Source organism: Mesorhizobium sp. RCAM 06353, from assembly GCF_059683585.1.
This window is the reverse complement of the sequence record NZ_CM185031.1, coordinates 5,441,948-5,455,953: the sequence shown is the minus strand read 5'-3', so window position 1 is coordinate 5,455,953 and position 14,006 is coordinate 5,441,948. Positions and strand designations below refer to the sequence as shown.

The following is a 14,006-nucleotide window of genomic DNA, read 5'->3' as shown; positions in this document are numbered from 1 at the left end:
GGCGCTTTTAAAGAACCGCCCGAACCGATTCTTTCGATTCGCTAATCCAAACAAAAAAGCCCGGCGTCGCTGCCGGGCTTTTTTCGTATCTTGAGGCCGTTCGATCAGTCTTCGTTGGCCTTGACATGGACGCCGAGCGTCTTCGGCAGGTCGAGCGGGTTGGACATGGCACCCGCCATGATCAGCGCGAACGGCACCGATGCCGGCGGCTCGGCCGAGACTTCGAGGCTCTTCGGATCGTCGAGATACTTGCTGACCGCAGCCGTCACTTCGGCCGTCAGTTCCGGATTGTTGAGCTGCGTCATGCCGAAGGGCACGATCGCCTTGGCCTGGTTGGCGATGTCCTTGGCCGACATGCCTTGCTGCTTGCCAACGTATTCCAACACCTTGCCGGTCAGCGAATCGTCGTCGAAGCGGATCGAGGCGCTATTGAACGACAGCTGCTGCAACAGGCCGAGCATGGCCATGCCTTGCGCCGAATTGTCGGCGCCTTCCGGCTGCGCGGCCATCTTCTTCTGCATTTCCTGCAGCGACTTGATGAAGTCGATCGTGTAGCCGCCGAGGTCGAAGGTCATGCCGAGCGTGCCGGCGTTCTCGACGGAGACGTCGTATTTCGACAGTTCCATCTTGCCATCCGAGGGCTGCCAGGTGCCGGCCATTGCGAAATTGCCGGAGATGTTCTGGTAGCCGAGCGCGTCGATGACTTCCTTGGACTTAGGGTCGTCGACCAGCGACAGATCGGCCGAGAATTTCTCCGTGTTGCCGGTGAATTCCATCGCCTTGCCGTCCGCCGGCGGTGTGATCTGGATGGCAAGCCCGTCCATCGAGAAGGCGGTCTTGTCGGCGACCTTGACCGTCATGTTGGAGAGTTCGGCGGACTTGTACATCATCAGCGAGCCAAGCGGGCCGGTGGAGCCATCGGCCGGGACCGTCATGTCATGGATGATGAAGGGGCTGAGATTGAGAGTGACGCCGTCTTTGCTGTGTTCGAAGGCCGAGGTCGAAACGGTGCCGATGTCGTAGCCGCCATTGGCTTCGGTGACATTCTCGAGCTTGACGTCGCCGATGGTGAGGGCTTCCTTTTCCGCCGCCGGCTTGATGGCAACGCCCTGCAGCACCATGCTGGTGTTGTCACCGGTCACGCCGGTCCAGGAGATGTCGACGCCCTGGGCGCCAAGCGTTGCCTTCAGCCGGTCGGCGACCGCCGCGTCCTGGGCAAGGGCGGCATTCAGCGGCAGTGTGAACAAGAAGGTCGAAAGAGCGAATTTCCGGAGAGTTGAGCGTTTGATTGTCATCGCAAGGTCCCTGAGAGTGTCCTGAAATTGTTTTTCAATTCTTCGCGCCATCACCATTCCGTGACGAACTGGACGGGAAAAAGGCATGTCCCGGCACAATGGTCGAAAATCGCAGTGAAAGGCAAACCCGAACCGTATGCTATTGGAGAATGCAGTGAATTTGGCATGAAGGCCGTCGAGCGTTATCGTGCTTCGCAATAGATGTGGCATGTAACAGATTGATGTTGGCCGGCAAGCTGGACCTTGCGGTTTCCTGTTGCACAACAGCGCGCAAGCCGATTGGTCCGGCACGCGCCTCTTGCCGCGAATCACCCGCTCGGCTAGTCCCAGCCCATGGCAAAAGGGTTTTGCCGCCTCAAGATGGCGGTGGCGATCACATCGAACCGGTCGATCTGAAGAAGGCGCTGGAAGAGCGCTATCTTGCCTATGCGCTGTCGACCATCATGCACCGGGCGCTGCCCGATGTTCGCGACGGGCTGAAGCCGGTTCACCGCCGCATCATGCACGCCATGCGCCTGCTGCGCCTCAATCCCGACCAGGGCTTCGCCAAATGCGCCCGTATCGTCGGCGAGGTGATGGGCAAGTTCCATCCGCATGGCGACCAGTCGATCTATGACGCGCTGGTGCGGCTGGCGCAGGATTTTTCGATGCGCTATCCCCTGGTCGACGGGCAGGGCAATTTCGGCAACATCGACGGCGATAACGCCGCCGCCATGCGCTACACCGAAGCGCGCATGACCGACGTGGCGACCGAGCTGCTGGCCGGCATCACCGAGGATGCCGTCGACTATCGGCCGACCTACAATGAAGAGGACGAGGAGCCGGTGGTGCTCCCCGGCGCCTTCCCGAACCTGCTGGCCAACGGCTCGTCCGGTATCGCGGTCGGCATGGCGACATCGATCCCGCCGCACAATGCGGCCGAACTCTGCGACGCGGCACTGCATCTGATCGAGCATCGGGACGCACCGGTGGCCAAGCTGATGGACTTCGTCCAGGGCCCCGATTTCCCGACCGGCGGCATCATCGTCGACAGCCGCGCCTCTATCCTCGAAGCCTACGAGACTGGGCGCGGCGGTTTTCGCGTGCGCTCGAAGTGGATCCAGGAGGACCAGGGCAGGGGCACCTGGAGCATTGTCATCACCGAAATTCCCTATGGCGTGCAGAAAGCGCGGCTGATCGAGAAGATCGCCGAGCTGTTGATAGCGCGCAAGCTGCCGCTGCTCGAGGACATCAGGGACGAAAGCGCCGAGGATATCCGCGTCGTGCTGGTGCCCAAGAGCCGCTCTGTCGATCCCGGCATCCTGATGGAATCGCTGTTCAAGCTGACCGAGCTTGAAAGCCGTTTCCCGCTCAACATGAATGTGCTGTCGCGCGGCAAGGTGCCCAACGTGCTGTCGCTGAAGGGCGTGCTGCAGGAATGGCTCGACCACCGCCGCGACGTCCTGATCCGCCGCTCGAAACATCGCTTGGGCGAGATCGAAAGACGGCTGGAGATCCTTGCCGGTTACCTGATCGCCTATCTCAACATCGACGAGGTGATCAGGATCATCCGCGAGGAGGATGAGCCCAAGCAGGTCATGATGGCCCGCTGGTCGCTCACCGACACCCAGGCCGAAGCTATCCTCAACATGCGCCTGCGCGCTCTGCGCAAACTGGAAGAATTCGAGATCCGCAAGGAATTCGATGGCCTCACCACCGAGAAGAAACAGATCGAGGCGCTGCTGGCATCCGATGCCAAGCAGTGGGCGACGATCAAGTGGGAAGTCACCAGCATCCGCGACAAGTTCGGCCCGGAAACCGAGCTCGGCAAGCGCCGCACCCAGTTCGCCGATGCGCCCGAGCACGACCTGACCGATATCGCCCACGCCATGATCGAGCGCGAGCCGGTCACCGTGGTGGTTTCGGAAAAGGGCTGGCTGCGGGCGATGAAGGGGCATCTGGCCGATCTATCGACGCTGACCTTCAAGGAAGGCGATAGCTTGAAGCTCGCCTTCCACGCGCAGACCACGGACAAGGTGCTGGTCTTCACCACCGGCGGCAAGTTCTACACCATCGGCGCCGACCGGCTGCCGGGTGGGCGCGGCCATGGCGAGCCTATCCGCATCATCGTCGACATGGACAATGATCAGGACATCGTCACCGCCTTCGTCCACGATCCAAAGCGCAAGCTGCTGTTGGCCTCATATGACGCCAATGGCTTCATCGTGCCGGAGGAGGAAGTGGTCGCCAACACCCGCAAGGGCAAGCAGGTGATGAACGTCAAGGCACCAGACGAAGCCAAACGCTGCATCCCGGTCACTGGCGATCATCTCGCCATCGTCGGCGAGAACCGGAAAATGCTGGTGTTCGCGCTCTCCGAAATCCCGGAGATGGGCCGTGGCAAGGGCGTTCGGCTGCAGAAATACAAGGATGGCGGCCTGCTCGATCTCAAGCCTTTCACCTTGGAGACAGGCCTGTCCTGGCAGGATTCGGCCGACCGCACGTTTACCAGGTCGCGCGAGGAACTCGCCGAATGGATCGGCGCCCGGGCATCGGCAGGGCGTATGGTACCGAAGGGTTTCCCGAGAACGGGCAAGTTCGGGTAGCGTCGAATCTCCCCCTCGAGGGGGAGATGTCGCCGAAGGCGACAGAGGGGGGCGGTTCGACCGGACGCGACCTCCTACTTCGACCTCATACTTTGAACAGAGAACGTGGCGCTCCACGCGGCGACCCCCTCTGGCCTGCCGGCCATCTCCCCCTCGAGGGGGAGATATCCAACCATTTGGAGTATCGTCACGATTGCTGCACTATATCAGTGCATAACGGCGAAGGGTGTTTGGGAGACACGGGCGTTTGAAGGAATCCAAAATCCAGAAACCGGAGCGCCACCAGCGCCTGTTCGGGCTGTCGACGCCGTTGCGGTCGGCTGTCATTCCGCCGCTGTCGGCAGCGCGCTGGCTGCTGGTACTGATCGTCGCCGCTGGCGTCTATTTCTTCCATGGCTTCCTGTTCCCGGTGCTGGCCGCGCTCGTCATTGCCTTCGCCAGCTGGCCGCTCTACCGCCGTCTGCTTGTTGCCGTCGGCGGCAACCGCACCATCGCCGCGACCTTTGCCATCCTGTTCATCCTGGCCTTCCTCGTCATCCCGATCGCGCTCGCCGGCACCTATGCCATCAATGAGGTGCGCGAATGGGTCGGCTGGGCAATCGAGACCAATCGGCATGGTGCCACCACACCGCACTGGATCGCCACGCTGCCTGTCGTGGGCGAGTGGCTGAACGACCAGTGGTCGACCAATATCGGCCATCCTGGCGGCATCGGGGAACTGATCCAGCTGGTCAGTGGCGCCAACATCGGCAGCATCTATCGCGGCGTGCTCGCCGCTGGCGGCAGTGCTTTCGGCCTGCTTCTGACGCTGCTGTTCATGATGATCGCGCTGTTCTTCGCCTATCGCGACGGCGAGCATTTTGCCGGCCAGGTGGATCGTCTTGGCGAGCGCATCCTGCCGACGCGATGGGAGCGGATTTCGCGCGTCGTGCCGGCGACCATTTCCTCGACGGTGACCGGCATGACCGTCATCGCCATCGGCGAAGGGTTGGTACTGGGCATCGCCTACTGGCTGGCCGGCGTGCCGTCGCCGGTGACGCTCGGCGCCCTGACCGGCGTCATGGCGCTCATCCCCGGCGGCGCACCTTTGTCCTTCACCCTTGTCTCGATCTACCTCGCGGCCAGCGGCTCGCCCATGGCAGGCCTGGTGCTGTTCCTGTGGGGCGCGGTCGAACTGTTCATCGTCGACAAGACGCTCCGCCCGAAGCTCGTCGGCGGCCCGATAAAACTGCCCTTCCTGCCGACCTTTTTCGGCCTGATCGGCGGCGTCAAGACCATGGGATTTCTCGGCCTGTTCATCGGCCCGGTGCTGATGGCGTTGCTGGTCGCCATCTGGCGCGAGTGGCTACGCGAGGTGGAACTGGTCGATGAGATGGCCGCCGGCGAGGCGGTCGAAATCGAAGCCGATCCGCAGATCGAAATCCTGCCAAAACCTGGCGCGTCGAAGAAAGCCAGCGCCTGATCCCTGAAGCTTGTTCTGAAGCAATTCCAGGAAAAGTGTGAAGCGGTTTTCCGTACGGAATTGCGCCGAAACAAGCCGCTAGAGCGGCTCGCCGTTTCCCTGAAACGGTGGGCCGTTCTAGACCGGATGGTGCACCGCGAGGTCGCCGCGGTGCTTGCGGCCGTCATGCAGCTGCCATAGCGAATGAGCGACCAGCGTGACGATCAGGATCGCGCCGCCGATCAGGCTGTTGCGGGTTGGTGCCTCGGCAAAGATCATCCACACCCAGACCGGCGCCAGCACGGTTTCGAGCAGGTAGAACATCGCCACTTCCGGCCCCGAAATGTATTTCGGCCCGGCGGCGAGGCAGAAGAACGAGATCGGCATGATGACGGCGCCGTTGAAGATGATCCACCAGGGTGCGTTCACGTGAAAGCCTTCGCCGGACACCATGAAGGCGGCCAGGGCCATCGGCAGAAGGACGCCGACGAGCGAGGTGAAACCCATGTCCTTGCCGCTGGCGCGCGAGATGGTGATGGCCACGGCGATGAAGAAGGCCGAGCAAAGCGCCATGAAATCGCCGAACAGCTTGCCGGTGCCGACCGAGCCGCCGACGATGACCAGCACGCCGAGAATCATGATCAGCATCGCCACGACGGTAGCCAGTTGTGGCCTTTGCCGCAGGAATATCCAGGACAGCAAGCCCGCGAACACGGTGTTGAAGGCCAGGATGAAGACCAGATCGGCGGTCGAGGTATGATAGACGGCGGTGACGAAGGTGATCCCGGTCAGCCCGTAGCAGATCGCCACGATCAGGCCGGACCAGCCGGGGATGAGCGGCGGTGCGTTCCGGCTGAGCGCGCGCCAGACCGACCAGATGACCATGCCCGCGACGAATGTGGTGCCGGTGCGTAGCAGCATGATCGTCCATGCGCCACCGTCGGCGAGGCGGATCAACGGTATGTCGACCGTCAGCGTCAGTCCGCCGAGGGCGGTTATCAAGAGACCCTTCTGGTGATCAAGGTGAGCGGACATGCAGGAACTTTCGCAATGAAATGCAGGCTGGCGGCCGGCCGGTGCAATGGCGCACTTTCTCCAGCCAACCGGCTGAAAGACCAGCATCTCCTGCCTTGAAACAGTTTAAGCGCGGATCGTGGAAAAACTCAGCGTGAAACCGCTTCGTTGGTGTAGCGCTCCCAGCCCTTGGGGCCGAGATGCTCCTGCGGCATGAAGCGCATCTTATAATTCATCTTGCGCGAGCCGTTGACCCAGTAGCCGAGGTAGACATGGGGCAGGCCCATCGCCCTGGCGCGGGCGATGTGGTCGAGGATCATGAACGTGCCGAGCGAACGCTCCTCGAATTCGGGATTGAAGTAGGAATAGACCATCGACAGGCCGTCGGCCATCTTGTCGGTGAGCGCCACAGCGATGAGTTCGCCCTGACCCTTGCCGGTGATGAAGGTATCGGGTCCACGCCGCCGGTATTCGATCACCTTGGTGTCGACATGGGTATCCTCGACCATCATGGCGTAGTCGAGCACCGTCATGTCGGACATGCCGCCGCGGCGGTGGCGGGCATCGAGGTAGCTGCGGAACAGCGAATATTGTTCGGTCGAGGGTTCGGCATTGTGCATGGCGCCGACGAGGTCGGAATTATGCTGCAGCACGCGCTTCATGTTGCGGCTGGCGGTGAATTCCTGGGCGAGGATGCGCACCGAGACACAGGCTCGACACGTCTCGCAGGCCGGCCGGTAGGCAATGTTTTGCGAACGCCGGAAGCCGCCTTGCGTCAAGAGGTCATTCATCTCCGACGCCTTGTCGCCGACCAGATGTGTGAACACCTTGCGCTCGAACTGGCCGTCGAGATAAGGGCACGGCGACGGCGCGGTCAGGAAGAACTGCGGCGACTGGGTCGGATGCTGCGTCATCGAGCCTTGGAAACACTCCTTCGAGTCGCTCTACCTTTGGCGCGGAAAGCGAAAAATTCAACAGGATTGTGAAGGCCCGAGCAAGCTAAGGCCTTCACATTTGCACCGACGAGGCGGGAGCGCTCTCGAAAAACGTCTTTAACGGCCGTTGCGGCTCACCACCGTGCCGAGCAGAAGGTCGTGCAGCGTGCGCTTGCGGTCGGAGAACAAGGTCACCAGCAGGACCAGCGGCGACAGGATGACATTGCCGGCCCAGAACAGCACGGAATGGACAACCGCGGTCAGTCCGTCGATTGGCCGGCCGTCGAGCCGGTCGAGGCGGATGCCCATCATCTTCATGCCCGTGGTGGCCTGGTCGGCGCTGCCCAGCGTGTTCCAGATGTAGAGGATAGCAACGGCCGGCAGCAGGACGCCGAACAGCATCCAGCCGAGACCGAGGGTCAAAAGCCCGAGGAAGAACACCAGTATGGCGAAAGGAATGGTGAGCAGCGCCACGATGATGTAGTCGACCACGAAGGCCAGGATGCGCCTTGTGCGCACGCCTTCATAGGCCCTGACATCGTCAAGCCGGGTGTTGATGATTTCGCCGTCGAGAACGCGCGCGTTCATGTCATTTCCTCGTAACAGGGCCCGACATAGGGTGCGGACCGCTCGATGATGAAATGGTGAAGGCCTGTGTCGGAATCAAGGTCGGGCTTCCGCAGCGCAAGGCTCGAGCGACGCAGGACACGATCCGAATCGGTTGAATTTGCCGCGCGGATGGCATTAGCTTGTTGCGGCGCAACAAAAGCACTCTGAAGCAGAGGCGAGGGGACGGGGAAATATGGACTACGACATGCTGGTCATCGGCAGCGGCCCTTCCGGCCGCCGCGCCGCGGTGCAGTCGGCCAAGCTCGGTAAATCCGTGCTGGTGGTCGATCGTGGCCGGCGTCTCGGCGGCGTCTCCGTGCACACCGGCACCATTCCCTCGAAGACGCTGCGTGAAACCGTGCTCAATCTCTCGGGCTGGCGCGAGCGCGGTTTTTACGGACGCGGCTATAGGGTCAAGCAGGATATTTCGGTCGGCGATCTGGTCGAGCGCCTGCACAAGACGCTCGATCACGAGGTCGAGGTGCTGCAGCACCAGTTCATGCGCAACACGGTCAAGAGCGCGCGTGCGTCGGTAAAATTTCTCGGCCCCAACAAGGTCAGCCTGACAGCCGATAATGGCGATTACAGCGAGGTCGGATTCGCCAACGCGCTGATCGCAGTCGGAACCAGGCCGCATCGGCCGCGCGACGTGCCCTTCGACAAGACCCGCGTCTTCGACAGCGACGAGATGTTGGAGCTCGACCGCCTGCCGCGCACGCTGACGGTGATCGGTGGCGGCGTCATCGGCGTCGAATATGCCACGATCTTTTCCGCCCTTGACGTGCCGGTGACGCTGGTCGAACCGCGCAACACCATTCTCGATTTCGTCGACCGCGAGATCGTCGACGATTTCATCCACCAGATGCGCGATCGCGGCATGACGATTAGGCTGGGCAGCGCGGTGAAGGAAATCCGCTCCAAGCCTGAGACCGCCGAGGTGGAACTCGCCGACGGCCGCACCATCCGTTCCGAGGTCGTGCTCTACGCCGCCGGCCGCACCGGCAATGTCGGCAGCCTGGGTCTCGACGTGGTCGGCATCGACGCAGACTCCCGGGGCCGCATCAAGGTCGACCCGCAGACCTTCCAGACCAGCGTGCCCAACATCTACGCCGCCGGCGATGTCATCGGCTTTCCGAGCCTTGCCTCGACCTCGATGGAGCAGGGCAGGGTGGCCGCCTGCCACGCCTTCGGCGTGCCGCTCCCGCCGCCGCCGGAAACTTTCCCCTATGGCATTTACGCCGTGCCGGAGATCTCCACCGTCGGCCAGTCCGAGGAACAGGTGCGTGAGAGTGGAGCCGCCTACGATGTTGGCGTGGCGCGCTTTCGCGAGACCTCGCGTGGGCACATCATGGGCGTCAATACCGGCTTCCTGAAGCTGTTGTTCTCGATCGAGACGCGCCGCCTGCTTGGCGCGCATATCGTTGGCGAGGGCGCCACCGAGCTCATTCATATCGGCCAGGCGGTCATCAATCTCGGCGGCACGGTCGACTTCTTCGTCAACAACACCTTCAACTACCCGACGCTGGCCGAAGCCTACAAGATCGCCGGACTGGACGCCTGGAACCGGATGGGACGCGGGTAAGCCTCAACCGTCCATCTGGTCGAGCAATGCCAACATGACATCGGCTGAAGGCATCGGCAGCACCGCTTCGATCTCCGCCGGTCTTACGCCGGCGATGGCGTCGGCGTCACCCGCCACGGTGCCGAGCGGTCCGCGGAACCCGTGCTTGGACCAGGCGAGTTGCTGCAGCTTCGGACTGGTCAGCGCCTCCAGCAGCCTGTCGACCGCTGGATCGATGACGATCAACGGGTGTGCGGAATACACAGTCGGTCTGGGGTAGAGGATTTCCGGCTTGGCGCCCATGCCGGCCTGCACCCTTTGCCAGCGTGCCGGGTCGGCGAGTGCCCATTCGACCAACTGGTTTTCATAACCGACCACCATCGGCTCGGCGCCAAGGCCGCCGGCGATATATTGGTCGAACAGTTTTCCCGACGACGATGATTTCAGGCCCATGCTGCGGAAGATCGCCTTTGCTTGGTCGCCATGCTTCGCCAGCAGCTCCTGCGTCGCCACGTCGCCGCTCATCAGGCTGAGCACCAGGCCGGCGAACATGAAGCCGGAATTGGAACGGTTGGGATCGGTGGAGACGATGCGGGCCCGGCCATAAAGCTCGTCAATGCCGAGATCCGACCAGTTCTTGCCGGCCAGAATGGCATCGAGCAAGGCCTTGAGATCGAGCTGATTGTAGCCGCCCTTGGCGGCGACCGTGACCAGCCCGCTCTTCTTCAACCCTTCGACCACCGGCCCCCAGGTGTAGACGACGATCGGCGAGTTCAGCACCACCTGGTCGTTGCGGATCGAAACGCCGCTCTTGCGGGCAAGATCGACCATGATCGAAGAGGATGGCCACAGGAATTGCGGTTTCTGCGACAGAAGGGCTGCTTCCCGCACCATCTCGACCGAGCCAGCGACACGGGCGTCGAGCTCCAGCCCGTAGCCAGCCAGTGCATGAACAACATCCGGATCGGCCAGGAACGCCTGCTTCTCGCCGCCGATGAAGCCGAACAGATGTGCCTTGTTGCCGAGATAGCCGCGGAATTCGGGGCGATCCTTGAGTGTCAGATAGCCGCCGGTGCCGGCGGCGGCGGCACCCAGCAGACCCAGTCCGAAAGCGCGGCGTGAAATGGCCATCAGCGACCAATATCCTCTTTCAGCGACTCCTGAATGAGTCGCAGGTCTACGTCGAGCGTGCCGAGTTCGGAGTCGGCCAGGCTGTCGGCATAATGCGTGAAAGCATCCTGCAGCTTGGTAATGACAGCGCCGATATTGGCGAGCCGCGCCTGGCTTGGCGCGCGCCGGCTGGCCAGCGCCGCATAGCCTTCCGACACCTCGGCCGCCTGCGGCACGTAGTAGGTGAGGAACCGCCGCACGGCGGGCGCGCTGTCGGGCTTGGCCTCGACCCTGGTAATGACATCGGCGGCGATGTCGGACAGGTTCTTCACCTTTGCCGCCATGTCCTTGTCGGAAATGGTCCGCGCGGTTGCCGCCAGGCGGTCCGCCGCCGGCTGGGCTTGCGCCAGCAACTCGCGCGCAAACGCGACCCGGCTGCCACTGAGCGAATTGAGGTCGAGCCCTTCAAACAGCTGGCGTGGCGCCAGGACGAACACAAGTCCGGCAAAGACCAACGCGGCGATGATTGCCGACACCAGGAACGGAAAATGGGTGAGGAGGCTCAGCCCGACCAGCAACGCCGCCGAGACAAGGCCCGCCACGATCCAGTTCCAGTCGTTACCGAACAAGCCACGCATCCTAGCCGCGCATCTCAGTTGTAGCCGCGGGCGGCGCGGAAGGCACCCGCCAGATCGCCGCTGCCATCGAATACGCGCGCCGAAGTCGCCTTGGCAAGGCTGTCGAGCTGGCTCTTGTCGGCGTCGCCGAAGGTGATGCCGAATACCGGCACGCGCACCGGGGCGCTACGCCACTGCTGAAGGAAGAAGTCGGCGCTGCCATCCGTCCTGCCATCGGTCATGATGATGATCGCCGGCAGGTATTTCGGCAGGTCAGGTGTCGCGGTGATTTGCTGCAAAGCCTGCTGGGCACAGGCATACATGTCTGTGCCGCCGCCGGCATGTTGGTCAGCGACGTCCGCCAGCAGCTGGGCTTGCCCGGCAACATCGCCGGTCGCCGCGAAATTGGCACGCACGGCGCTGTCGAACGGCAGCACGAAGATGTGGTCGGACGGCGTCCACTGCACCAGCACCTCGCTCGCCTTTTCCGGCGTGAACAGGAACTGTGCGGCGGCCTGCAGCTGTTTCTCGCCCTGGTCCTCCATCGAGCCGGAGAAGTCGAAGCACAGCGCTGTCAGCGAAGGCTTGCGCAGGGCCTCCTGGTAGAGATCGAGCGCCTTGCGGATCACCGCCGGCTCCGGCATCCGGATCGACGTCACCAGCTTGCCCGGATCGAAATTCCAGTCGGGCTCAGCCGCGGCCTGGATCGCCGAGCCACCAAGCGGCAGCCGCCGGCCTGTGTCGGCAATGCGCTTGCGCACGGCGTCCGATTGCAGATAGGCGAGCAGGTCGGTGAAGAACTTTTCGACCTCCGGGCCGCGTCCATGGTCGATGAAGCCAAGCGGCGAATCGCCGACCGCGACGCCGTCGGCCGGATAGACGGCATAGAGCGGCTCCTTGCCCATCTGCTTCAGTTTGTCGTTGGTCTCCTTCAGCGTCGCCTCATAGTTCCACATCGCGTCATAGACGGTGCCCTTGCTGGCGCTGTCGACATAGAGATCGGCGAGCCAGCCCGACGAGCCGGACGAACGCTCGACGCCTTGCAGCAGGGCGCTTACCGTTTCGCGCACGCTCGGATTGTCGAGATCGCCGGGCTCGATCACTTCCTTGCCGCCGAGCGCGCTGGACAGCATGGCCAGATAGGCACTGGCGCCGGAATTGGACTGTGTCGCCGACGTCATCAGGAATTTGAGCTTGCCGTCTTTCACCGCAGCCAGAATGTCCTTCATGAAAACCGGCTTGCCGATCCAGCCGAGCTCCGTGGCCTTGGATTTACGCACGCCCAGAATGACCGGCATCTGCGCGATCGAGGTCAGGTTGCGCACCTTGCGGCCGGAATCGAATAGATCCACCCACACGCTTGAGGCTGGCCAGACGGCGTCTTGGTCAAGTCCGGTGGGTCGTTGCAGGCCAAGGCCGATGTCGAGCGAGCCTTCATAGGCGAAGCTGCAGGTAGCGCCTTGCTTGTCGCAGAACTCCTGCACGATGGGCTGCAGCACCGTGTTCTCGGAACCGGATACAATCGAGAACTTGACGTTGCTCGAATTGCAAGCCGCCAAAATCATTGCGAGGGCCAGCAGCAGAACGGACGTCAGCGTCTTCGGCATGGCGGTTCCGATCAGCTTTGAGTAAGCGCTTTCTTGAGATCGAGCGTCATCTGGTCCATCTGCTTTTCGGCATCCGCCCGCTTCTGGCGGCCTTCCTGCTGGACCTTCAGCACGCCTTGCACCGTGTCGATGAGGTCGCGATTGGCCTGCGCCAGCGTTTCGACATCGACAATGCCGCGTTGCGCCTGCTCCTCGATCGAGATCGCCTGGTCCTTCATCATCTTGGAGGTCTGGCGGATCATCTCGTTGGTGGCGTCCGTCACCGTCTTTTGCAGTTCGAGCGCCGATTTCTGGTTGGTCAGGCCAAGCAGGATCACCATCTTCTGCTTCCAGGCCGGCACGGTCAGCGCCGAGGTCGCCTGCAAATTCTCGATCAGCGTCTCGTCGCCGGACTGGACGATGCGGATCTGCGGCAATTGCTGGATGCCGAGCTGGCGCGCCTGCACCAGATAGAAGACGCGCTTTTCCAGCCGGTCGAGCGCCTGCACCGCGTCTTGATAGGTTTGCGCTTCCAGCGTACCACCAACATCGCCGCCTCCGGCATCGGCGGCAGCCTTCAGTTTCGGCAGTTCGTTGGCGCGGTAGTCGTCAACGAATTTCTTGCCCGCCTGCACATAGGCATCGAGCTTGAGGATGGAGTCCTTGGTCTGCTCGTGCAAGTCGTCGAGCACGGCGATGTCGCGCCGCAGCGTATCCTTGTGACGGTCGAGCTCCAGGCCGATGCGGTCGATCTGCCCGGCCACATCCTCGTATTTTTCCTTGAAGCGCTCGAGCCGTGCCTTGAACGAGGAAAACAGATTGCTCAAAAACCCCTGATCCTTCAGCGAAGCCGGATCGAGGTTCTTGGCCTTCATGATGATGTCGGTCAGGAGATCGCCCGTGTCGCCGAGATCGCGATTGCGCAGCTGCGACAGGATCTTGTCGGCGTAGTCGCTGACGGATTGCTGGGCGCGGTCGCCGAAAACCGAAATCGCGGCGCGGTCGCGCACGTCGATGCTGTTTTCAATCTTGGCGATTTCAGCCGGATTGGCCGTAATGACAGGCAATTGCGAAGTGTCGTCGAGCAGAGTGATGCTGTTCTTGTCGGTCATGCAGACCTCCCCTCAGTGAACAGTATCTCGATAGGCCGGATGTGACAGACATATGTCGCCGCTGTGGACAATGGAAGGCCCGGGCCATTTCGTTGGTGAATAGTTGCTTTTGTCGCACTTATTCTGGTGATTCCTGCCGCG

11 protein-coding genes are annotated in these 14,006 nt (G+C 62.2%); 3 read left to right on the top strand and 8 right to left on the bottom strand.

From position 1 onward, the window contains the following. Positions 1 to 104 precede the first annotated feature (104 nt). Positions 105 to 1,295 (bottom strand): aq_1923 C-terminal domain, encoded by a 1,191-nt coding sequence (locus AC56QX_RS26545; RefSeq protein ID WP_497111426.1) that lies wholly within the window; start codon positions 1,293 to 1,295, stop codon positions 105 to 107. Positions 1,296 to 1,642: 347 nt separating this feature from the next. On the opposite strand from AC56QX_RS26545, the gene parC reads away from it, so the two are divergent. Together parC and AC56QX_RS26535 are read left to right on the top strand one after the other, a co-directional pair. Then, a complete protein-coding gene (parC, locus tag AC56QX_RS26540) occupies positions 1,643 to 3,880 on the top strand; it encodes a DNA topoisomerase IV subunit A (protein ID WP_497111425.1) in 2,238 nt (745 codons plus the stop codon). A 247-nt stretch (positions 3,881 to 4,127) separates the two neighbouring features. Continuing rightward, complete coding sequence (locus tag AC56QX_RS26535) at positions 4,128 to 5,342, top strand: AI-2E family transporter (RefSeq protein ID WP_497111424.1); 1,215 nt, start codon at positions 4,128 to 4,130, stop codon at positions 5,340 to 5,342. A 117-nt stretch (positions 5,343 to 5,459) separates the two neighbouring features. Here AC56QX_RS26535 and AC56QX_RS26530 read toward each other — a convergent pair whose 3' ends face one another. The 3 genes from AC56QX_RS26530 to AC56QX_RS26520 all read right to left on the bottom strand — a co-directional run bounded on the left by AC56QX_RS26530 (position 5,460) and on the right by AC56QX_RS26520 (position 7,858). Beyond that, the gene (locus AC56QX_RS26530) at positions 5,460 to 6,356 is read right to left on the bottom strand and encodes a DMT family transporter (RefSeq protein WP_497111423.1); all 897 of its coding nucleotides are present in this window, start codon (positions 6,354 to 6,356) and stop codon (positions 5,460 to 5,462) included. Between the two features lie 128 nt (positions 6,357 to 6,484). Continuing rightward, on the bottom strand, positions 6,485 to 7,249 hold the full coding sequence (locus AC56QX_RS26525; protein WP_010915563.1) for an arginyltransferase: 765 nt from the start codon (positions 7,247 to 7,249) through the stop codon (positions 6,485 to 6,487). A gap of 138 nt (positions 7,250 to 7,387) precedes the next feature. Then, on the bottom strand, positions 7,388 to 7,858 hold the full coding sequence (locus AC56QX_RS26520; RefSeq protein WP_497111422.1) for an RDD family protein: 471 nt from the start codon (positions 7,856 to 7,858) through the stop codon (positions 7,388 to 7,390). A gap of 214 nt (positions 7,859 to 8,072) precedes the next feature. Between AC56QX_RS26520 and sthA the strand changes: the two genes are divergently transcribed. Beyond that, complete coding sequence (sthA, locus tag AC56QX_RS26515) at positions 8,073 to 9,461, top strand: Si-specific NAD(P)(+) transhydrogenase (protein WP_497111421.1); 1,389 nt, start codon at positions 8,073 to 8,075, stop codon at positions 9,459 to 9,461. A gap of 3 nt (positions 9,462 to 9,464) precedes the next feature. On the opposite strand, the gene AC56QX_RS26510 is transcribed toward sthA, so the two are convergent. The 4 genes from AC56QX_RS26510 to AC56QX_RS26495 are packed head-to-tail and all read right to left on the bottom strand — an operon-like array spanning position 9,465 to position 13,865. Then, on the bottom strand, positions 9,465 to 10,571 hold the full coding sequence (locus AC56QX_RS26510) for a type 2 periplasmic-binding domain-containing protein (RefSeq protein ID WP_497111420.1): 1,107 nt from the start codon (positions 10,569 to 10,571) through the stop codon (positions 9,465 to 9,467). Beyond that, the gene (locus AC56QX_RS26505) at positions 10,571 to 11,188 is read right to left on the bottom strand and encodes a 5-bromo-4-chloroindolyl phosphate hydrolysis family protein (protein WP_497111419.1); all 618 of its coding nucleotides are present in this window, start codon (positions 11,186 to 11,188) and stop codon (positions 10,571 to 10,573) included. Before AC56QX_RS26505 ends, AC56QX_RS26510 begins: the two co-directional genes overlap by 1 nt. Before the next feature lie 14 nt (positions 11,189 to 11,202). After that, positions 11,203 to 12,774 carry a substrate-binding domain-containing protein gene (locus AC56QX_RS26500; protein ID WP_497111418.1) on the bottom strand — a complete coding sequence of 524 codons (1,572 nt, stop codon included), beginning with the start codon at positions 12,772 to 12,774 and terminating at the stop codon, positions 11,203 to 11,205. Between the two features lie 11 nt (positions 12,775 to 12,785). Beyond that, entirely contained in the window at positions 12,786 to 13,865 is a 1,080-nt protein-coding gene (locus AC56QX_RS26495) for a toxic anion resistance protein (protein WP_497111417.1), read from the bottom strand. Between the last annotated feature and the right edge of the window lie 141 nt (positions 13,866 to 14,006).

What these genes read in the sequence shown, in the direction of transcription:
- AC56QX_RS26545 (WP_497111426.1), bottom strand. Translation starts at nt 1,295, where the DNA reads ATGACAATCAAACGCTCAACTCTCCGGAAATTCGCTCTTTCGACCTTC.
- AC56QX_RS26530 (WP_497111423.1), bottom strand. Translation starts at nt 6,356, where the DNA reads ATGTCCGCTCACCTTGATCACCAGAAGGGTCTCTTGATAACCGCCCTC.
- AC56QX_RS26525 (WP_010915563.1), bottom strand. Translation starts at nt 7,249, where the DNA reads ATGACGCAGCATCCGACCCAGTCGCCGCAGTTCTTCCTGACCGCGCCG.
- AC56QX_RS26520 (WP_497111422.1), bottom strand. Translation starts at nt 7,858, where the DNA reads ATGAACGCGCGCGTTCTCGACGGCGAAATCATCAACACCCGGCTTGAC.
- sthA (WP_497111421.1), top strand. Translation starts at nt 8,073, where the DNA reads ATGGACTACGACATGCTGGTCATCGGCAGCGGCCCTTCCGGCCGCCGC.
- AC56QX_RS26510 (WP_497111420.1), bottom strand. Translation starts at nt 10,571, where the DNA reads ATGGCCATTTCACGCCGCGCTTTCGGACTGGGTCTGCTGGGTGCCGCC.
- AC56QX_RS26505 (WP_497111419.1), bottom strand. Translation starts at nt 11,188, where the DNA reads ATGCGTGGCTTGTTCGGTAACGACTGGAACTGGATCGTGGCGGGCCTT.
- AC56QX_RS26500 (WP_497111418.1), bottom strand. Translation starts at nt 12,774, where the DNA reads ATGCCGAAGACGCTGACGTCCGTTCTGCTGCTGGCCCTCGCAATGATT.
- AC56QX_RS26495 (WP_497111417.1), bottom strand. Translation starts at nt 13,865, where the DNA reads ATGACCGACAAGAACAGCATCACTCTGCTCGACGACACTTCGCAATTG.